This is a genomic window from Rhizobium sp. TH2 (assembly GCF_024707525.1).
Lineage (GTDB): Bacteria > Pseudomonadota > Alphaproteobacteria > Rhizobiales > Rhizobiaceae > Rhizobium_E.
The window spans coordinates 3,636,153-3,656,064 of sequence record NZ_CP062231.1; the positions used below are offsets into that span (position 1 = coordinate 3,636,153).

19 protein-coding genes and 1 pseudogene are annotated in these 19,912 nt (G+C 62.1%); 10 read left to right on the forward strand and 10 right to left on the reverse strand.

Annotation, left to right across the window (positions count from 1 at the left end; genetic code table 11):
* Window positions 1-5: 5 nt before the first annotated feature.
* From IHQ71_RS17940 to IHQ71_RS17950, 3 genes are read right to left on the reverse strand one after another with little or no spacing between them, the layout of a single operon-like run.
* The gene (locus tag IHQ71_RS17940) at window positions 6-1,250 is read right to left on the reverse strand and encodes a CCA tRNA nucleotidyltransferase (RefSeq protein ID WP_258157808.1); all 1,245 of its coding nucleotides are present in this window, start codon (window positions 1,248-1,250) and stop codon (window positions 6-8) included.
* A complete protein-coding gene (locus tag IHQ71_RS17945; protein ID WP_258157809.1) occupies window positions 1,247-1,864 on the reverse strand; it encodes a CoA pyrophosphatase in 618 nt (205 codons plus the stop codon). The genes IHQ71_RS17940 and IHQ71_RS17945 overlap by 4 nt, the downstream gene beginning before the upstream one ends.
* Window positions 1,861-2,481, reverse strand: coding sequence for a DUF1285 domain-containing protein (locus tag IHQ71_RS17950; protein WP_258157810.1), 621 nt, complete (start codon window positions 2,479-2,481; stop codon window positions 1,861-1,863). The genes IHQ71_RS17945 and IHQ71_RS17950 overlap by 4 nt, the downstream gene beginning before the upstream one ends.
* A 150-nt stretch (window positions 2,482-2,631) precedes the next feature.
* Between IHQ71_RS17950 and IHQ71_RS17955 the strand changes: the two genes are divergently transcribed.
* Genes IHQ71_RS17955 through IHQ71_RS17970 form a run of 4 tightly spaced genes read left to right on the forward strand, consistent with a single transcriptional unit; the run spans window position 2,632 to window position 9,448 of the window.
* A complete protein-coding gene (locus IHQ71_RS17955; RefSeq protein WP_258157811.1) occupies window positions 2,632-3,648 on the forward strand; it encodes a MoxR family ATPase in 1,017 nt (338 codons plus the stop codon).
* Between the two features lie 31 nt (window positions 3,649-3,679).
* Window positions 3,680-4,594, forward strand: a complete 915-nt coding sequence (locus tag IHQ71_RS17960) for a DUF58 domain-containing protein (protein ID WP_258157812.1) — start codon at window positions 3,680-3,682, stop codon at window positions 4,592-4,594.
* Window positions 4,594-7,377, forward strand: a complete 2,784-nt coding sequence (locus IHQ71_RS17965; RefSeq protein WP_258157813.1) for a DUF4159 domain-containing protein — start codon at window positions 4,594-4,596, stop codon at window positions 7,375-7,377. The genes IHQ71_RS17960 and IHQ71_RS17965 overlap by 1 nt, the downstream gene beginning before the upstream one ends.
* Window position 7,378: 1 nt before the next feature.
* On the forward strand, window positions 7,379-9,448 hold the full coding sequence (locus tag IHQ71_RS17970; protein ID WP_258157814.1) for a hypothetical protein: 2,070 nt from the start codon (window positions 7,379-7,381) through the stop codon (window positions 9,446-9,448).
* A 61-nt stretch (window positions 9,449-9,509) separates the two neighbouring features.
* Here the strand turns inward: IHQ71_RS17970 and IHQ71_RS17975 are convergent, their stop codons facing one another.
* A complete protein-coding gene (locus tag IHQ71_RS17975; protein ID WP_258157815.1) occupies window positions 9,510-9,761 on the reverse strand; it encodes a hypothetical protein in 252 nt (83 codons plus the stop codon).
* A 336-nt stretch (window positions 9,762-10,097) separates the two neighbouring features.
* On the opposite strand from IHQ71_RS17975, the gene IHQ71_RS17980 reads away from it, so the two are divergent.
* Window positions 10,098-10,661: a sigma-70 family RNA polymerase sigma factor gene (locus IHQ71_RS17980; protein ID WP_258157816.1), complete on the forward strand. Its 564-nt coding sequence runs from the start codon at window positions 10,098-10,100 to the stop codon at window positions 10,659-10,661.
* On the forward strand, window positions 10,651-11,286 hold the full coding sequence (locus IHQ71_RS17985; protein WP_258157817.1) for an NrsF family protein: 636 nt from the start codon (window positions 10,651-10,653) through the stop codon (window positions 11,284-11,286). Before IHQ71_RS17980 ends, IHQ71_RS17985 begins: the two co-directional genes overlap by 11 nt.
* Before the next feature lie 4 nt (window positions 11,287-11,290).
* Here IHQ71_RS17985 and IHQ71_RS17990 read toward each other — a convergent pair whose 3' ends face one another.
* Window positions 11,291-11,830 (reverse strand): GNAT family N-acetyltransferase, encoded by a 540-nt coding sequence (locus IHQ71_RS17990; RefSeq protein WP_258157818.1) that lies wholly within the window; start codon window positions 11,828-11,830, stop codon window positions 11,291-11,293.
* 250 nt (window positions 11,831-12,080) lie between these two features.
* On the opposite strand from IHQ71_RS17990, the gene IHQ71_RS17995 reads away from it, so the two are divergent.
* The gene (locus IHQ71_RS17995) at window positions 12,081-13,037 is read left to right on the forward strand and encodes a glutathione S-transferase family protein (protein ID WP_258157819.1); all 957 of its coding nucleotides are present in this window, start codon (window positions 12,081-12,083) and stop codon (window positions 13,035-13,037) included.
* Between the two features lie 40 nt (window positions 13,038-13,077).
* The gene (locus IHQ71_RS18000; RefSeq protein ID WP_258157820.1) at window positions 13,078-13,974 is read left to right on the forward strand and encodes a homocysteine S-methyltransferase family protein; all 897 of its coding nucleotides are present in this window, start codon (window positions 13,078-13,080) and stop codon (window positions 13,972-13,974) included.
* Between the two features lie 2 nt (window positions 13,975-13,976).
* On the opposite strand, the gene IHQ71_RS18005 is transcribed toward IHQ71_RS18000, so the two are convergent.
* Window positions 13,977-14,465, reverse strand: coding sequence for an NUDIX domain-containing protein (locus IHQ71_RS18005; protein ID WP_258157821.1), 489 nt, complete (start codon window positions 14,463-14,465; stop codon window positions 13,977-13,979).
* 40 nt (window positions 14,466-14,505) lie between these two features.
* Between IHQ71_RS18005 and IHQ71_RS18010 the strand changes: the two genes are divergently transcribed.
* A complete protein-coding gene (locus IHQ71_RS18010; protein ID WP_258157822.1) occupies window positions 14,506-15,414 on the forward strand; it encodes a metallophosphoesterase in 909 nt (302 codons plus the stop codon).
* Here the strand turns inward: IHQ71_RS18010 and IHQ71_RS18015 are convergent.
* The 4 genes and pseudogenes from IHQ71_RS18015 to IHQ71_RS18030 all read right to left on the reverse strand — a co-directional run bounded on the left by IHQ71_RS18015 (window position 15,395) and on the right by IHQ71_RS18030 (window position 19,038).
* A pseudogene (locus IHQ71_RS18015) lies at window positions 15,395-16,530 on the reverse strand (ABC transporter permease). The gene IHQ71_RS18010 and the pseudogene IHQ71_RS18015 sit on opposite strands and share 20 nt — an antisense overlap.
* Window positions 16,527-17,444, reverse strand: coding sequence for an ABC transporter ATP-binding protein (locus IHQ71_RS18020; protein WP_258157823.1), 918 nt, complete (start codon window positions 17,442-17,444; stop codon window positions 16,527-16,529). The pseudogene IHQ71_RS18015 and the gene IHQ71_RS18020 overlap by 4 nt, the downstream one beginning before the upstream one ends.
* Entirely contained in the window at window positions 17,441-18,388 is a 948-nt protein-coding gene (locus tag IHQ71_RS18025; RefSeq protein WP_308737851.1) for an HlyD family efflux transporter periplasmic adaptor subunit, read from the reverse strand. The genes IHQ71_RS18020 and IHQ71_RS18025 overlap by 4 nt, the downstream gene beginning before the upstream one ends.
* Window positions 18,385-19,038 (reverse strand): CerR family C-terminal domain-containing protein, encoded by a 654-nt coding sequence (locus tag IHQ71_RS18030; RefSeq protein ID WP_258157824.1) that lies wholly within the window; start codon window positions 19,036-19,038, stop codon window positions 18,385-18,387. Before IHQ71_RS18030 ends, IHQ71_RS18025 begins: the two co-directional genes overlap by 4 nt.
* Window positions 19,039-19,230: 192 nt before the next feature.
* Here IHQ71_RS18030 and IHQ71_RS18035 point away from each other — a divergent pair, with 192 nt between their 5' ends.
* Window positions 19,231-19,782: a M48 family metallopeptidase gene (locus tag IHQ71_RS18035; protein ID WP_258157825.1), complete on the forward strand. Its 552-nt coding sequence runs from the start codon at window positions 19,231-19,233 to the stop codon at window positions 19,780-19,782.
* The last annotated feature ends 130 nt before the right edge of the window (window positions 19,783-19,912 follow it).

Here is a 19,912-nt window from a genome sequence, read left to right on the forward strand (position 1 = left end):
CGAGGCTAATGCTTGAGCTTCGCCAGGAGTTCATCCTTCGATAGCTTGAAATTCGAGGAAACCCACAGGTTTTCGAGAGTCGCGAGCTTTTCGCCGATCAGCGGTCCTGCCTCGAACCCAGCTTCGATAAGATCGGCGCCCTTCACGGGCATGACAGGCTTTTGCCACTTCATGGCCTGGGCGAGAAGAGAATTGAGCCGCGCCACGCGCGGTAACTCTTCCGCATTTCCTTCAGCCTTGGCGGTCGCATTGGCAAGGGCAATCTTCAAATTCACCTCTGCACCGAGCGCTCCGTTCGCATAGAGCATCGCGTCGAATTGCGGCCCTGATATCGGATCAGGTATCGTGGGATGGTCCGCAAACGCCTTCACGTAGGAGCGTTCTGCCGTGGACAGCTTCAGCCGATCCGCCATCGCCATCAGGCGCTCACCATCCGGGGGCACGATCGCGGCGAGCCTCAGCATCGGATCGGGCGCCCAGCCGAACTTGCCTTCCGCAATAACAAGGGCCGGCACGGCGTCGATGCCCCACTTCTCAGTCTCGGGCAGGACCACGGTGAGCACACCCGCCGTCCGCATCCACAGCAGCGCCCGGAACGGATCGGCGGCGGAAAGCAGCTTCTTCATCTCCGACCAGACCCGTTCGGCCGAAAGCGTCCTGATCTTCTCCTTGGCGACAGCACTCGCCTTGATGCCCTGAGCATCCGGCCGGCCGCGCCCGTAATATGCGAAGAAGCGAAAGAACCGGAGAATCCGGAGATGATCCTCCCCGATCCGCTCGGCGGCGTCGCCGATGAAGCGGATATTGGCTTTCTCTATGTCCTCCAGCCCGCCGGCGTAGTCGTGCACCAGGCCTGACTGATCGGCATAGAGTGCGTTGATGGTGAGGTCGCGCCGTTCGGCATCGGCACGCCAGTCGGTCGTGAATTCGACCTGCGCGTGACGGCCGTCCGTTTCAACATCCCGGCGTAACGTGGTCACCTCGAAGGGATGGCCATTGACCACCAGCGTCACCGTGCCGTGCTTGATGCCGGTCGGCACGCATTTGATACCGGCAGCTTCGGCGCGCGCCTGCACATCCTGCGGCAACAGGCTGGTCGCGATATCCATGTCGGATACGGGAATGCCCATCAGGCTGTTGCGCACTGCACCGCCCACGACGCGCGCTTCGCCACCATCCCGGTTGAGCAGTGCGAGTATACGCTGGAGCCCCGGGTCCTGGAACCAGCCCTCGCCGGCGACCGATGTCATTCATATAGCCTTTCGTAAACCGACCGGATGATCCCGGCGGTAATGCCCCAGATGCGCCAGCCGTCATAGGGCATCACATAGAATTTGTGACTGAGGCCTCGCGTCTTCCAGACGTCTTCCTCATGATTGCCAGGGTTCATGAGAAAGGCGAGCGGCACCTGGAACACATGCTCGACCTCATCCGGACTGGGGTTCAACGTGAAGCCGGTCCGGATCGTCGCAAGAACGGGCGTGATGCGAAAGCCGGACAGGACAGGTATCGCCGGCAAAGCGCCGATCACATCGACGAAGTGCCTGGCGAGCCCGATCTCCTCCTCGGCCTCCCGCACCGCTGCCACCTCGGCGCTCTCGCCGGGATCGAGTTGGCCGCCGGGAAAGGCGATCTGGCCGGAATGCTTTCTGAGCGCGTCGGTGCGCTTGGTGAGGATGACATGCGCCTCATCATCCTCGACAATGCCGACCAGCACGGCGGCGTCCCTGAGCTTCATGCCCTCGAGGCCGAGATGCAGCCGGGAGTTTAGACGATAGTCGCCATATTCTAAAAAGTCCTCGGCATTGCCGCCGGCATGCCTCTCGGCGCGGAGGCGAAAATCTGACGCTGTGAATATGCTCATATCGAAAGGGCTTCCAACTCATCGGCGGCCATGATGGGGAAAAGCTTGTCGCCCGAGCGTATGCAGAACATCATCACGCCGTCCAGTTCGACCTGCTCGCCCAGTTCCACCAGATCGTACATGACCGGTCGCGATACAAGCGCCTCCAGATTGCCCCTGATATGAAGATAGGGCTTCAATTCGTGGTTTTCGCCATAAATCTCGAACCGCAATGCGTGATCCGGCCCGGCTTCCGCAACATCACCAACATTTGTCCGGAATGTGAGAACCTGATCGGCGCCCTCGCCGCTCGCCGCCATCTCCACGGCGAGGAACGGTGCGTCCTGCACGCGTATCCCCACCTTTTCCACCGGCGTGACGAGATAGGTCTTGCCGTCGTCGTCCTGCCGCAACACGGTCGAAAACAGGCGGACCAGCGGCTGGCGGCCGATCGGCGTGCCCATGTAGAACCAGGTTCCGTCGGCACGGATTTCCATGTCGATATCGCCGCAAAACGGTGGGTTCCAGCGGTCCACGGGCGGCAAGCCGGTCTTGTTGTTGGTGTCATCAGCCGCCCGCGTGATCAACGCCGCCAGTTGTCCGGCATCCCTTAGGGCACTTATTTCGCCGTCTGCCATTGTTCTGTCCTCATCACCATCAATATGGGTGACGCAATCTTGATTGGAAAGCTGCTTGTCTGTTGTGGATACCCCTGTAAGGTTGAGAAGAGGCTTTAGACAAGCTGAAATTCCGATTCGTTCGGCGGCTTATTATTTCCGGAGGTTTTCATGGGTGCAATGACACCGGCGGAAGGCACGATCGACGAGGCAGCTGTCGCAGCCGAAGCCGAGCAGGCACTTGAGGATATCGCGCGCATCAAGACTGAAACCGCGAAGGCGATCTTCGGCCAGGAAGCCGTGGTAGAGCAGACATTGCTCGCGGTGCTGTCAGGTGGCCACGCACTTCTGGTCGGCGTCCCCGGTCTCGCAAAGACCAAGCTCGTCGCCACATTGGCCACCGTTCTCGGCCTCGCGACCAGCCGCATCCAGTTCACGCCTGATCTGATGCCGTCGGATATCCTCGGCTCGGAAGTCATGGACCAGGATGCCGCAGGCAAGCGCAGCTTCCGCTTCGTCAAGGGACCGGTCTTCACCGAACTCCTGATGGCCGACGAGATCAATCGCGCCAGCCCCCGCACCCAGTCGGCACTGCTGCAGGCGATGCAGGAATATCATGTGACGATCACCGGCCAGCCCTACGCGCTGCCGCAACCGTTCCATGTTCTGGCGACCCAGAACCCGCTCGAACAGGAAGGCACCTACCCGCTGCCCGAAGCGCAGCTCGACCGCTTCCTGCTTGAAATCGACGTCGAGTATCCGGATCTCGAAGCTGAAAAACGCATCCTGCTCGAAACGACCGGTGTCCGCGAACAATCCGTGCAGGGCATGATCGACGCCAGGCGCCTGCAGCAGATCCAGACCCTGATCCGCCGCATGCCGGTTTCCGAAAGCGTTCTCGAAGCGATCCTCAAGCTCGTGCGTTCGGCCCGTCCCGGCAATGGCAATGAATTCGCCGACCAGAAGGTTGCCTGGGGACCGGGACCGCGCGCCGGCCAGGCCCTGATGCTGACCGCTCGTGCCCGCGCACTCTATGAAGGCCGCTTCGCTCCATCCGTCGATGACGTCATCGCACTGGCAGGCCCTGTCCTGCAGCACCGCATGGCACTGACCTTTGCTGCGCGCGCCGATGGCGTGACGATGAAGGAAGTGATCGCAAAACTCGTGGCTCCCCTCAGGGCCGGCTAACAGGCCGGATAAAGGAAAGACAAGCCCGACATTGGCACCCATTGGCCAGACCGTCCCTGCCACGACACCGGACGCCGCTCTTTTCCGGGCGCGTGAACGCGCGCGCCTGCTGCCCGATTGTCTGGTTGAGGCCAAGCGCATCGCCAACACGGTGATATCAGGCTGGCACGGCCGCAAGAAGAAGGGCATCGGCGAAAACTTCTGGCAGTTCCGGCCTTTCGTGGATGGCGACAGCCTGTCGCGTATCGACTGGCGCCGCTCGGCGCGCGACGACCATACCTATATCCGCGACCGCGAATGGGAAGCCGCGCATACGATCTGGCTCTGGGCCAGCCTTTCGCCCTCGATGATGTACAAGTCCCAATTGGGCCTCGTCTCCAAGGAAAGCCGCGCGCTTGTTCTAATGCTCGCCACCGCCGAGATTATGGCACGTTCCGGCGAACGGATCGGCTGCCCGGGTGTGATGGAACCGATCGCCGCCCGCAACGCCGCCGAACGGCTGGCGACAGCGCTGATGCATGCGGACATTTCCTCCGACCTGCCGCCGACCGGGATGATCCGGGGTTCCAGCGATGTCGTGCTGTTCGGCGATTTCCTCGAACCGCCTGATGACATCATCGCGACGCTGCAACCCCTCTCCCGACGCGGCCTGCGCGGCCATGTCGTCGAGGTCTCGGACCCTGCGGAGGAAGGCTTCCCCTATGCTGGCCGGGTGGAATTCTCCGACCCGGCGACCGGCAGGAAATTCCTCTCCGGCCGGTCCGAACTGCTCAAGGACGAATACCGCCAGCTCTATTTCGCTCGTCGAGAATCCCTGCGGGACGGATTGAGGCATCTCGGCTGGAATTTCGTGTCGCACAACACCGGGCGCCCCGCTTCGGAGGCCCTCGTCTCCGTGCATATGTATCTCTCGGGTCAGCCCGGCCGCACCGAAGGGAGCCGCTGATGGGTGCACTCGCATTCACCACGCCGCTGATCCTGACCGCGCTCATCGCATTGCCGCTGATCTGGTGGCTGCTGCGGCTGACGCCGCCACGTCCCGAAAAGGAAGTGTTTCCGCCCTTCCGCATCCTGCTGGCGCTGGGAAAACGTGAGGAGACACCGGCGACGACCCCCTGGTGGCTGCTCCTGCTCCGGCTCGTTCTTGCGGGCGTGATCATCATCGCGCTCGCCGGCCCGTTGCTCAATCCGAATGCTGCGACGCTATCGTCCGGCGGTCCGCTGGCGATCGTCTTCGACAACAGCTGGGCATCCGCGCCGGCCTTCGACCGCCGCCGTGCTACGGCCGAATTCCTGGTCGAGGAAGCCCGCGACAAGGACCTGCCAGTCAGCCTCGTCTTCACATCAGATGAAACCCATGATGCCACGTTCGGAAGTGCCTCCGACGCGCTGACGCGGCTCGCTGCATCCGTGCCGAGACCCCTTCCCGCCGTCCGTGGGTCGGTGATATCAGCCCTCAACACAGCCTTCACCGATGCGAAGCCCTCGACACTCGCATTCATCACCGATGGCGTCGCCGCTACGCAGGACCAGCCGTTCCTCGATGGCCTCGCAGCGCTGGGTGCAAGCGATTTCCGCGTCATCGGCCGAGACAATCCCGATGCGGTTGCACTCACAGCCGCCGCCAACACATCGGACCAGATGAGCGTCACCGCCGCGCGGCTCGACCCGGCGGGCGAGCAGACCCTGACTGTTTCGGCCCGCGACATGCAGGGCCATATCCTCGCCAACACCAACATTGTCTTCAAACCGGGCGAGCGCTCTGCCGAAGGCCTGATCGACGCGCCGTTCGAACTGCGCAACGACTTCGCTAGGCTGACGATCGACGGCTATGAAACCGGCGGCGCGGTGCGGCTGCTCGACGACAGCTTCAAGCGCCGCAGCGTCGGGCTGATCTCGGGCGAAGTGGGCGACCGCAGCCAGCCGCTGCTGTCGCCGCTCTATTACATCACCCGCGCGCTCTCGCCCTATGCCAACCTTTCGCAGCCGGAAAGCAACGATCTTGCAACCTCGATCCCGGCGATGATCCAGACAGGTCCATCCCTGATCATGCTCGCCGATATCGGCCGCATGCCGGGTGCCGCTGAACAGGCGCTTGCGCAGTGGATCGAACGTGGCGGCACGCTCGTCCGCTTCGCGGGACCGCGGCTCGCCACCGCGCCGGGCGACGATCCCCTGATCCCCGTGACGCTTCGCGAAGGCGAGCGCGCGCTTGGCGGCTCGATGTCCTGGGCTACGCCGCAGCCGCTCGATGTCTATCCCGAAACGAGCCCGTTCCATGGCCTAAAGGCGCCGGAAGGCGTGCTGGTCAATCGCCAGGTTCTCGCCGAGCCTTCAAGCGAATTGCAGAGCATGACATGGGCGAACCTGCGCGACGGCACGCCGCTGGTGACCGCCAAGAAGCTTGGCAATGGCCGCATCGTGCTCTTCCATGTCAGCGCCGAGTCCTCTTGGTCGAACCTGCCGCTCTCCGGCGATTTCGTCGAAATGCTGCGCCGCATCGTGCAAATCTCCTCCACCGCCGCCCAGGCCACCACGTCGGCCGAGGGGAAGATGATACTTCCCCCCTTCAGGATGCTGACCGCCAAGGGCACGCTGACGACCGAGAAGGGCTTGGCAAAGCCGATCGAAGCGATCGGCCAGACCCGCGTCAGCTTCGCCAATCCACCCGGCCTTTATGGCAGCGAAGACGGTTTCCAGGCGCTCAATCTGGTCAACAGCCAGGACGCGCTGTCGCCCATCCGCCTGCCGGATAATCTGTCCTACACCGAATCGGGCTTCATCGGCGATGGCAGCATGTCGCTCAAGCCGTGGCTGCTGACCGCCGCCGTAATGCTGGCGCTTGCCGATACATTCGCGATGCTTCTGCTTGGCGGCGCCTTCACCCGTCGTCTGGGTGCTACCGCTGCTGCCGCACTGTTGGCATTTGGTCTGGCAGGCATTGCGCCCGACCACGCAAGGGCCGACGATAGCCGGCCCGGCGACGAACAGCTAATGGCCCGCCTCGACAAGACCCATCTCGGCTACGTGATCACCGGCGAAGCCGAGGTCGATCGCATATCCGAGCGCGGCCTCGCTGGCCTCACCGACTATCTCTACTATCGCACGACGCTCGAACCGGGCGACCCGGTCGGCGTCGATATCGCAAAGGACGAACTCTCGGTTTTCCCGATCCTCTACTGGCCGATTTCGTCAACCGCCAGCATGCCGAGCGAAAAGGCGATCAGCCGGATCGACGCCTATATGCGTGCCGGCGGCACCGTGCTGTTCGATACCCGCGACCAGTTTTCGGCGATCTCGGCGACCGGATCGGTGAGCCCGAACACCGAGCGCCTCCGCGCCATTCTCGCCAATATCGATATTCCGCCGCTCGAGGCAGTGCCAACCGATCACGTTCTGACCAAGAGCTTCTACTTGCTCAAATCCTATCCCGGCCGTTATGCCGGCAGCCCGCTCTGGGTTGAGGCTTCGACAAGCAAGGCCGATCCGAACCGTCCGGCACGCGCGGGCGATGGCGTAACCCCGATCATGATCACCGGCAATGATTTTGCCGGCGCCTGGGCGATCGACGATGCCGGCGCGCCGCTGCTGCCACTGGTGCCGCCGGATGAGAACCAGCGCGAAATGGCCTACCGCACCGGCGTCAACATCATGATGTATATGCTGACCGGCAACTACAAGGCCGACCAGGTGCATGTGCCGGCGCTGCTCGAAAGACTGGGGCAGTAGGATGAGCATCACCTTCGATCCGCTTCTGTCACTATCCCTCATTGCCTTGCTGGCGCTCGCAGCCGTGGCTTTTGCCGGCCTCGGCCTCTATCGCCGCCAGCGTGGCATGGTCTTGCGCACCATCGCGCTGGCACTACTCGTCGGCGCGCTGATCAATCCCGTCATCCTCAATGAGGAGCGCGAACCACTATCGACGATCGTCGCGATCGCCGCCGACCGCAGCCAAAGCCAGGACGTCGGCGACCGCAAGGCACAGACGGACGCCGCGATCGACCAGTTAAAGACGGCGCTCGGCCGCTTCAGCGGCATCGAGACGCGCGTCATCGATGCGGGCCGGGACACCGGTTCCGACACGCCCTCGACCATGCTGTTCTCCAATCTTGCCAGCGAGTTGGAGGACGTGCCGCCGAGCCGCATCGGCGCCGTGATCTCGATCACCGATGGCCAGGTGCATGACATTCCGCGCGACAACAAGCTGTCCGGCATCGACGCACCGGTACACGGCATGATCACCGGCAAGCCCGACGAGTTCGACCGCCGCATCGAGATCGTCAAGGCACCGCGCTTCGGCCTTGTCGACCAGGAGCAGGAGCTGACGCTTCGCGTCGTGGACGATGGCGTGGCGCAGTCCGCGCCGGCCGAAGTCACCATCCGCGTCAATGGCGAGGTGACCAATCGCATGGACGCGACGCCCGGCGAGAACCGCGTGGCGCGCTTCAGGCTGCCTCGCGCCGGCAACAACATTCTCGAAATCGCGGTCGCGGAAATTCCCGGCGAAGTGACCCCGATCAACAACCGCGTGGTTCAGAATATCGACGGCATCCGCGAGAACCTGCGCGTGCTTCTGGTCTCTGGCGAACCGCATGCCGGCGAGCGTGCCTGGCGCAACCTGTTGAAATCCGATGCCTCGGTGGACCTGATCCACTTCACCATCCTTCGGCCGCCCGAGAAGCAGGACGGCACGCCGATCAACGAACTGTCGCTGATTGCCTTCCCCACCCGCGAACTCTTCGTTGATAAGATCAAGGATTTCGATCTAATCATCTTCGACCGCTACCAGCATCGCGGCGTGTTGCCGATCCTCTACTACGACAACATCGCCCAGTACGTGAAGGAAGGCGGCGCGCTCTTGCTCGTCTCCGGCCCCGAACATGCCGGCGCGGAATCGATCGCCTATACGCCGCTCTCCACGGTGCTGCCGGCCATGCCGACGGGCGGCATGAACGAGAAGCCCTTCTTCCCGCGTCTTTCGGACCTCGGCAACCGGCATCCGGTCACGCGCGGCCTGATGGGCGCCAATAGCGAGCCGCCACATTGGGGCCGCTGGTTCCGTTCTGTGACGGTCAATCCGCCCGAAGGCAACATCCTCATGGATGGACCCGACAAGTCGCCGCTGCTGGTGCTCAACCGCAATGGCGAGGGCCGCGTCGCGATGCTGCTGTCCGACCAGGGCTGGCTCTGGGCGCGCGGTTTCGAGGGCGGTGGCCCGCATGTCGATCTCTACCGCCGCATCGCTCACTGGCTGATGAAGGAACCGGCGCTCGAGGAAGAGGCGCTGACCGCGAACTCGCGCGGACGCGACATCGAAATCAACCGCCAGACGCTCGGCAAAAATGTCCCGTCCGCAACCGTAAGAGCCCCGGACGGCAAAACGAGCGAGGTGACCCTTACCGAGACCGAGCCGGGCCGCTTCACCGGGACTTTCAAGACCGCCGCGACCGGCCTCTACGAAGTCAGGAACGGCGACTTTACCACGCTTGTCCATGTCGGCGCGGTCGATGCACCGGAATTCCGCCAGATGGTTTCGACCACCGAGAAGCTGGCACCGATGGCCAGGGATAGCCGCGGCATCGTCCGCCGGCTCGACCAGGGCAATGGAACGGTCGAGCTGCCGCAGATATTGACCGTACGCGGCCAGGTCCGCGTCAGCGATCCCGATCGCATGGTCATTCGCATGACGGATGAAACGGAATTGAAGGGTGTGACGTCGCTGCCGCTGTTCGCCGGCTTCATGGGCCTGGGCCTGCTGGCACTGGCGATCGGCTCGACTTGGTGGCGCGAGGGGCGCTAAAGTCGCCTGACTTGAAGGAAGGGCCGCCTGAGAGGCCCCCCTCCTCCTCGCGGCTGCGAACTTACATCATGCTCTTGTGCGCATTGTCCATGTGCATCACGCAGTCGTCCATCTTGTTCATCTTCATCGAATCCTTGGCCATCGTCATTTCCTTCATGGCCTTGTCCTTCATCGCCATGTCCTTCATGCCATCGATATCCTTGTCCATTTTCATCAAGGTTGCCTCGTCGCATTTCATGGTCATGGCGTGAGCCAGTGGGGACATGGCGAGTGCGCCGGCGAGAACGGCGGCGGCGAGCGTGATTTTCAACATTATGATCTCCTCGGTGTTCGGGCGACATTGCCCCTAGGCACAGTTTCTCCATCGGCCGGCAAGTGATTGACGGACCCCAGGATTCCTGGATCTGAATACGTGTCGAAGGCTGCCTCGCGAGCCGGCCTTCATGTTGATTACGAGGGAGCGGTGGAGATTGTTACAGCACGGCCGAATGATTGTGCCGGAGTGGTCAAGACCGTGGATCGGACCGCATAGCCGACGTCCGATTTTTGAGCTATCACAGCCGGCAAGGGAGCAGACGTGCTCCCATTTCACCCGCGTTTCACGGGGATGTAACAAAGTCGTGTATCGGACCGTAGAGGGCAATGTCGGGTGAATCATTCGGCGCGTGAAGAGCAATGGGCGGCGTGGATGCGCGCGGCGATCGATGGCGACAAGCAGGCCTATCAGCGCTTTCTTGAAGCCGTCGTGCCCCACCTGCGTGGCCTGGCCAAGCGACGATGCGAGCAGTTTCGCGCACCGGCCAGCGAAGCAGAGGATGTCGTGCAGGAAGTGTTGCTGGCGGTGCATCTGAAGCGCGGAACCTGGGATAGCTTGCGCCCGATCGGACCATGGCTGTCGACCATCGTGCGCAACAAGATGATCGATAGCCTTCGGCGCCGCGGCAGGCATATCAACGTGCCGATCGAGGATGTGATCGAGACGCTGGAAGCGGCCGAAGAGACCGAGGCGATGGACCTCCGCGACGCCGCGCGTCTTCTCGAACGTCTCGGCGATCCGCAACGCGACATCGTCCGCTCGATCTCTCTGAACGGCGCGGGCATTCGCGAAACGGCCGAAAGGCTGAAAATGACGGAAGGTGCGGTGCGCGTGTCGCTGCATCGCGCTTTGAAGACCTTAGCTGCCCTATACCGGAGTAACGAGCGTGAAAACTGATGATCTGATCGGTCTGTTGGCGGAAGACGCGACCGTTCGCACGAAGCTCGGACGCATGGTGGCCTATGCCCTGGTGGCCGGCATCGCGATATCGGCAATCATGCTCATCTCGACGATAGGCATGCGCCGCGACATGGCGGACGCGATGGAAACTGCCCGCGTCTTGTTCAAGATCGGCGCGACGCTGGTGCTTGCGATTGCCGCATCGAGCCTGGTCTTCCAGATCGGTCGCCCTGCGGCACCGCTGAAGACACGCGGCCTGCTTCTGCTGGTGCCCCTGGCACTGGTTGCCGCAGCCGTGATCGCGGAAATGACTGTGATGCCGGCCGATAGCTGGCGGACCCGGATGATCGGCAACAATGCCCGCTTCTGCGTGATGTTCATTCCGGTACTGGCACTCGCACCGCTCGTCGCGTTCATGATTGCGCTACGCAATGGCGCGCCGGATAATCCCGGTCTTTCGGGCGCCGTGGCCGGTCTCGCATCGGGCGGCATTGCCGCTGCCATGTATGCCTGGCATTGCGCCGATGACAGCCCGCTCTTCGTCGCCACATGGTACACGTTGGCAATCGCGATCGTCACGACAGCAGGCTATTTCGCCGGCCGCCGTCTCCTGCGCTGGTAGGCGATCAGGCGACAGCGCGGACCGGTATCGCGGCTTCCTGATCGGGATTCCACCACCTGATTTCACCCTTCAGCCGCTCATGAACCCCATCGGCCATCGGCACAACGAGGATGCGGCCGGGATCGACCGGCGCCGGAAACTTCAGCGCGTTGTAGGTGACCTTCTCGAAGCCGAGCGGCATGTAATAGGGCGGGTCGCCGACAAGAATGACGCCCTCGGAGCCGTGGCGCCGCGTCGCTTCCACGGCGATCCGCACGAGCTCGCGGCCGATGCCCATGTTCTTATGCGAAGGCCGCACCGCCAGCGGCCCCAACAGATGGCCCTTCACGCCGCCGGCGAGCACCGGCGTCAGGCGCACCGAGGCGATCGTCTCGCCGAGATCGGCGCAGACGAAGGACAGCGACAGGTCATGCGGCCCTTGCTCCCGGATGCGGGCGGCGGCGCGCGCGAACCGGCCGGGGCCGAAAGCTTCTTCGTTGATGTGTTCGATGGCGTCGTGATGCGACGCATCTTCGGTCAGATAGACAAGATCATGCTTTTTCATGGAAAGGACAGTTCCCGGAGACGACAATGTGCGATGAAGGCTCGCGCGGTTCACGCACGGGCGGTAACGAAGTTCATCGCGGTCGTCGTAGCTGGGTCATTCCGTCGGTCTATCTCTAAAGAGTGTGAAAGCGCCGATAGCAGGAAATTTTCAATCCGCCAAGAGCCAAAACGCAGCGTTCATAGTTTTGCCTCTCGTCATCGCGCATTTTGATCGCCACATTGCCGGAACAAGAAGATGGAGAGACGCGATGGGACTGCTGGTCAACGGCGAATGGAAAGATGCCTGGTACGACACAAAGGATACGGGCGGCCAGTTCGTGCGCTCCGCCGCGCAGTTCCGCAATTTCGTTACCGCTGATGGCAGTGCGGGCCCTACCGGCAAGGCCGGCTTCAAGGCCGAGAGCGGCCGCTACCATCTCTATGTCTCGCTCGCCTGCCCCTGGGCGCATCGCACGCTGATCTTCCGCAAGCTGAAGGGCCTCGAAGACCACATCTCGGTCTCGGTCGTGCATTTCCTGATGCTGGAGAACGGCTGGGAGTTCAAGGCAACCGACGCCGCCACCGGCGACCAGCTGTTCGGCCTGGATTATCTCTATCAGGTCTACGTCAAGGCCGATCCCAATTATTCCGGCCGCGTCACCGTGCCGGTGCTGTGGGACAAGCAGACCGGCACCGTTGTCTCCAACGAGTCCTCCGAGATCATCCGCATGTTCAATTCCGCCTTCGATGGGATCACCGGAAACAACCAGGATTTCTATCCCGAGGAGCAGCGCGCCGAAATCGACGAGCTCAATGCGCTGATCTACGACACGGTCAACAACGGCGTCTACAAATGCGGTTTCGCCACCAGCCAGGCTGCCTACGAGCAGAATTTCGACAAGCTGTTCGCGACCCTCGACCTGCTCGAAGCACGGCTGGCTGGCAAGAAATTCCTGTTCGGTGACCGTCTGACCGAAGCGGATTGGCGGCTATTCACAACGCTTGTCCGCTTCGACCCCGTCTATGTCGGGCACTTCAAATGCAACAAGAAGCGCATCGTCGATTATCCCAATCTGCAAGCCTATCTCAAAACACTCTACAATGTGCCCGGCGTCGCCGAGACGGTGAGCTTCGACCACATCAAAAACCACTATTACCGGAGTCACAGGACGATCAACCCGAACGGCATCGTGCCGGTCGGACCGATCATTGATCTCGCGGCCTGACACAGCTAGAAGCCGGGCTCAATCAGAAGGGAGCCTGGGCATGACGGTAACGATCTTGGATGGCGGCATGGGCCGTGAACTCGAGCGCAGCGGCGCACCCTTCCGCCAGCCGGAATGGTCGGCGCTGGCGCTGATCGAATCGCCGCAGCATGTCGGGATGGCACATGCCGCCTTCGCCCGGAACGGCGCCGATGTCATCACCACCAATTCCTATGCCGTGGTTCCTTTCCATATCGGCCAGGAGCGCTTCGAAACGGAAGGCCTGCGCCTTGCTGATCTCGCCGGGCGCATAGCGCGCACGACCGCCGACGAATTCGGCATCCGCGTCGCGGGCTCGCTCCCGCCCGTGATGGGTTCCTACCGCCCGGATCTCTTTGATGTTGAAGCGGCGCGGCCGATCCTCGAAGTGCTGATCAAGGGCCTCTCGCCTCATGCCGACATCTGGCTCGCCGAAACGCAAAGTTCGCTGGCCGAGGTCACGCTGGTAAAGGAACTGCTCGGCGATGACCCCCGGCCGCTCTGGCTGTCCTTCACGCTTGACGATCACCACTCCCATGACGTCCTGAATGGCACGGAAAAGCCGGCGCTGCGTTCCGGCGAAACAATTACCGATGCGACCCGCCACGCGATCTCGCTCGGGGCGTCGGCCCTGCTGTTCAATTGTAGCCAGCCGGAAGTGATGGAAGCTGCGGTCCGCGAAGCGCGCGCGACCGCCGGCAATATCGATCTCGCGATCGGCGTCTATGCCAACGCCTTCGCCAATAAAGACGACGATGGCGAAGCCAACGAAACGATCAGCGACATCCGCACCGATCTCACGCCGCCCCTCTATCTGGGTTGGGCGAAGAAGTGGGTCGATGCCGGCGCCAACATGGTCGGCGGCTGCTGCGGCATCTCGCCCGAACATATCGGGGAACTCGCCAAAGCGTTGAAATAGGTTCACCAGAGATCGTCGAATGCGGCCTCGCCCGCCAATTCCTTGAGCCGGCGGTACGTCGCCGACGTGGTTCCAGCCGGAAGCGCATCGAGCGGAAAGAACCCCGCCTCGACGATCTCGCGATCCCTTAGCCTCGGAGCGGTCTGCCGCACCTCGCACCGAAAAAACACGACGTGATCGCGCTTGGAGGTCCGGCGATTGAAATAGATGTGCAGGAGTTGCGGCGGAGCGGTGAGTTCGAGATTGCCTTCCTCGCGCAGTTCCTTGGCGAGCGCCTCGCGCACTGTCTCGCGGCGCTCGACGCCGCCGCCCGGCATATGCCAGCCGGGAATGTAGGAATGGCGCACGAGGAAAATCCTGCCCTGGTCGTCGAAGCAGGCGGCACGCACCCCCATCGTCATGCCCTTGATGAAGAAATAAACGAAATGCGCGACACGCGTGAGCACGCGGTAGCGGAACGCGCTCATCTCCGGCGGCGTTACATCCTGCATGCCACTTGCTCCTTCATCACGGCCACCATACAACGAGACAATGTTCACACTCGCGCATATCTCCGACGTTCATCTCGGACCATTACCTGACCTGACTTTCCTCGAACTGCTGTCGAAGCGCATTACGGGTTATGTGAACTGGCATCGCAACAGGGGCAAGAACCTTTTCGGCAACACGCTGGAACTGCTTCTCCTCGAAATCGTCAAAGCCAAGCCGAACCACCTCGCCATTACAGGCGATCTCGTCAACCTCGCGGCCGATATCGAACTCGATGCCGCAGCAACCTGGCTGCGCGCCTTCCCGAGGGCGACCGAGGTGTCCGTGGTACCCGGCAATCATGACGCTTATGTGCCGGGTGCGCTCGACGATGCGGCGCGGCTTTGGAAGCCGTGGATGAGCGGCGACACGCCGCGCGACGACGGCCACATTTTTCCCTATCTCAAGCTCCGCGACAAGGTCGCACTGATCGGCGTTTCGACCGCCACCGCCACGCCGCCTTTCATGGCGTCGGGCTTTTTCGGACCGAACCAGGCGCGCCGCTTCGAACGGATATTGAAGGAAACCGGCGATGCCGGCTATTTCCGCGTCGTGATGATTCATCATCCGCCGATCCGGGGCGCCACACCGAACTACAAGCGGATGATCGGCATAAGACGCTTTGCGGCGGCTGTTCACATGGATGGAGCCGAACTCGTTCTGCACGGCCACACCCATCTCAACACCACCTATTGGCTCCATGGCCGCACCGGCAGGATCCCGGTCGTCGGCATCGCATCCGGCAGCCAGATGTTCGGCGGGCGCAAGCCCCCATCGGCCTATAATCTGTTCCATATCGATGGCGAGCGGGGCAACTGGTCGCTGCGCAAGGAGCGCTTCAGCCTCACCGAGGACAAGACGAGCTTCGTGCGCGATGACGACGTCATGCTGATCAATCCAGCGTCCGCTTGAAGCGCATCAGCGCCAGTCCGGCATAGACGAGAATGAACACGCCGAGCATCGAGACCTCGAAGGCAATGATGTGCCAGTCGGCGCCCTTGAGCATCACCGCGCGGATGACGCGGAGGAAATGCGTGAGCGGAAACAGTTCGCCGAGCCACTGCGCCCACTCCGGCATGCCGCGGAACGGGAACATGAAGCCTGACAGCAGGATCGAAGGCAGGAAGAAGAAGAATGTCAGCTGCATCGCCTGCATCTGCGACTTGGCGACGCTCGATATCGTATAGCCGAGCAGCACCAGCGACAGCACGAAGATCAGCACCGCCGCCAGCAACAGCGGCAATGAGCCCATGAACGGCACGTCGAACAGCAGCTTTGCTGCAACCAGCACCACCACGCCTGCACGCCGCCGACCACCAGATAGGGAACGATCTTGCCGATCATGATCTCGAACGGGCTCGCCGGCATCGCCAGAAGGTTTTCCATCGTGCCGCGCTCGGTCTCCCGCGTCAGCGCCATCGATGTCATCATCACCATGGTCATCTGCAGGATCACGCCGAGCAGGCCGGGCACAATGTTATACTGCGTGATGCCCTCGGGATTGTAGCGGCGCTGGACGACGACCTCGAGCGCGTGCTTCTGCGCATCGTTCGCCTCGATCTCCTGTCCCTGTTCGCGGAGCAGTGCCTGCGCCGCCACGGTCGACAGCGTCGATATCGCACCCGATGCGACCGACGGATCGGTGGCATCGGCCTCGATCAGGATCTGCGGCCGATCGCCCCGATCGACGCGCCGCGCGAAATCGGAGGGAATGGTCACGACGAAGGACACATGCCCGCCCTGGATCAGGTCTTCGGCATTCTCGGCGCTGTCACCGACCGACACGAATCGGTAGTAACCCGTAAGTTCGAGCGCCGACACCATCGCCCGGACATAGTGATCCGACGACGAAGTGACGAGCGCCGCAGGCAGCCCTTTCGGATCACTGTTGATGGCAAAGCCGAACAGGATCAGTTGCATCAGCGGCACGCCGAGCATCATGGCGAACGTGATGCGGTCGCGCCGCATCTGGATGAATTCCTTGATCAGCAACGCGCTGAGCCGGGAGAACGAGAAGAGCCTGTTCATCCCATATTATCCCTTGAGCCGGCCATGAACTGGATGAACACGTCTTCAAGGCTTGTCTCGCCCGGTGTGACCTTGAACTCCGCCTTCTCGCGATAGGGCGCGAGCGTTGCTTCCAGCGCCTGGTGGTCCTTGCCCACGACATGCAGCGCCGTGCCGAACGCGGCAACCTGATCGACGCCCGGCTTGCCCTCGAGTTCATCGGCGAGCGTGTTGAGCCCCTCCCCCTCGATGACGAATGTGCTAAGGCCCGCATTGGCCACGACCTCGGGCACCGTGCCGCTTGCCAGCAGCTTGCCGTAGGAAATGTAGTGGATGCGGTGGCAGCGCTCGGCTTCATCCATGTAATGCGTCGAGACCAGCACGGTGAGGCCGCGTGCGGCAAGCCGGTGAATTTCATCCCAGAACTCGCGCCGCGCCTTCGGATCGACGCCGGCTGTAGGCTCATCGAGCAGAAGCAATTTCGGATTGTGCATGATGCAGGCGGCGAGTGCCAACCTCTGCTTCCAGCCGCCGGAAAGCTTGCCGGCAAGCTGGTCCCTGCGTGTCGCGAGCCCCAGGTCTTCGAGCGTCCGGTCGACATGCTCCTTCGCCGGCTTCAGCCCGTAGAGCCGGGCGACGAACATCAGGTTCTCCTCGATCGAGAGATCTTCGTAGAAGGAGAACTTCTGCGTCATGTAGCCGACTTCGCGCTTGATCCGGAGGCTATCCTTCAGGAGATCGAAGCCGAGAACATTTCCCGACCCGGCATCCGGCGTCAGCAGCCCGCACATGATGCGGATGGTCGTCGTTTTGCCCGAGCCGTTGGGACCGAGGAAGCCGGCGATCTCCCCGGTCGCGACTGTCATGGAGACGTTGTCGACAACCGTCTTGTCACCGAAGCGCTTGACCAGCCCATACACCTCGATGGCGTTCATTTGCCGAGCACCGCATCGACGATCAGGCCGGGCTTCAGCACGCTTTGCTCGCTCTCCGGCCGCGCCTCGATGAGGTAGACGAGCTTCTGCCGGTTTTCGAGCGAATAGATGACCGGCGGCGTGAATTCGGGACTGTTCGAGATATAGGTGATTTGTGCCTTCAGCCCCGGTGCGCAACCGTCACAACGGATTTCCAGCGAGGTGCCGAGCTTGAGCGACGAGACATATTGCTCGGCCGCATAGAGCCGGACCTTTACCGCGCCGTCGGGCAGGATCGACAGCACGGGCTGCGATGGCCCCGCCACTTCGCCGACTCGCCGTACGACATCCTCGACCACGCCATTTTCGGGAACGGTCAGGCGCCTGTGTTCGAGCCGCCATTTCGCGTCGGCAAGCTTGGCCTCGGCCTGTTTGACCAGCGCATCCGCCGCGTCGATCTCCATCGGGCGTGCCGCCAGCTTTGCCACCGAAAGATTGGCGGTCATCTCGCTGACTTTCGCATCCGCCTGCAGCAACCCAGTCGAAGCTTGGTCGAGATCGGCCTTGGCATTGATCCCCCGCTTGGCAAGAGCCGTCTCACGGTCGAAGACCCGCTTGGCTTCCGCGGCCTGGGCGCGGGCCGACTGTAGCGACGCTTCGATCACGTCAATTTCCTCGCGCCTCTTGCCCTCTTTCAGATTTGCCAATTGGGCCTGGGCGTGTTCGAGCGCCGCCTGCGCCTCATGGACTGCGATATCGGCATCCGCGCCCTCCATCTGGACGAGGGTCTCTCCCTTCGTCACGCGGTCGCCGCGCTTCTTGGACAATGCCTCGATACGGCCGACCTCGACGGGTGCCAGCAGCACATATTCGCCCTCGACATAGCCGGTGGCCAGCGGTGGCGCCGGCGCGCAGGAAGCAAACAGGCCCGCGATCAGGGGCAATCCGCAAATCAGGTCCATCATGGGAAACTCCGGTAGGCCAGAACGATGGCGCGTGTATTCTTGACCAGTCCCTCGACCACGTGGTCGGCCTCCCTGTCGCCGAGTTCGTCCCAATCCAGACGCCGCATGATCAGTGGCTGCCCGACCCGGAAATGAAAGACCTGGCCGATGAAGGAGAACACCGCGATCTTGACCTCGTGCGATTCCGGATCGCGGCCGGTCGCGATGCCGAAAAGCTCGCAGAACCGCTTATGCATCGGCTTCATCCAGTTGCAGTAGAACAGTTCCGAGACCTCGCCCTTGACCAGCAGTTCGCGCAGGATGAAGTTCACGAAGACCGCGCTGTTGGGATTAACCAGCCAGAAATTGCAGAACACCTTCATCATCCGCTCGATCATGTCGAGCGCTTCATCCGGCCTGAGCGGCGGCAGCGGCTTGAGGAAGGCCGGTCCCACCGTGGCGGAGATGTTGCCGATCACATGCTGAGCGCAGGTCAACCTGAGCCCCGGCTTGCCGCCGAAATGATAAGCGATCGATCCGATATTGGCGGCCGCCAGGTCGGCGATCTCCCGGGTCGAGACGGCGTCATAGCCGCGCTCGCCGAAAAGCCGGATGGCGGCTTCGATCAGGGCAATGCGTGTGACATCGGCACCGGATACTGGCTTGTCCATGCTGTTCTCCCTGTATCAATTTAATCGGTTGATTAACTCAAGGCAAGCGCTGCCTGAAATAAACCGGCCAAAGTTGGAACGGTCATCACGAACATTTAGGTTGCGCATTTCAAGGTTTCGTATGACCCTCTCGTCAACCTCTCGGCCGCGACCGGCCCAGGTTCATAACACTCAAGGACTAAGGAGCCCCCCATGACCACCTTGACGATGAAGAACACCCTGCTGGCACTCGCGGCCACCGCCTCGCTGGCATTTGCCGCACCCGTCTTCGCCGCCGGCGGCGGCAGCGATGGCGATAGCAGCGGCGGCGGCGACGCCAACAAATGCCCTGCAGGCCAGGTCTATGACAACGCGACGAAGAAATGCGTAAAGAAATCGAGCCAGCTCAATGACAACCAGATCTATCTGTTTGCGCGTCAGTACGCCTATGCCGGAAAGTACGATGAGGCGCTCGATATGCTCAAGCGCGCCAAGAACCAGAACGATCCGCGCATCCTGAACTATTACGGCTACACCAACCGCAAGCTGGGCAATGTCGATGTCGCCATGACCTATTACAGCAAGGCCATCGCGCTCGACGGCAATTACCTCCTCGCACGCTCCTATATGGGCCAGGGCCTGGTGCTTCAGGGCGACATCGAAGGCGCGCGCGTGCAGCTCGTCGAGATCCGCGATCGCGGCGGCAAGGACACCTACGCCTACAAGGCGCTCTACGAAGCGCTGAAGACCGGCAGCACCTACTGACCCGGCACTTTACTCGCAGGCAAACCTGTGGGAAAAGGACAACAAGAGACAAGTGGACGCGAGCTTTCGCGTCCATTTTCTTTTATGCCCTTGCGAAATAAAGCCAAAATGTTTCATACCATGGGCCGCT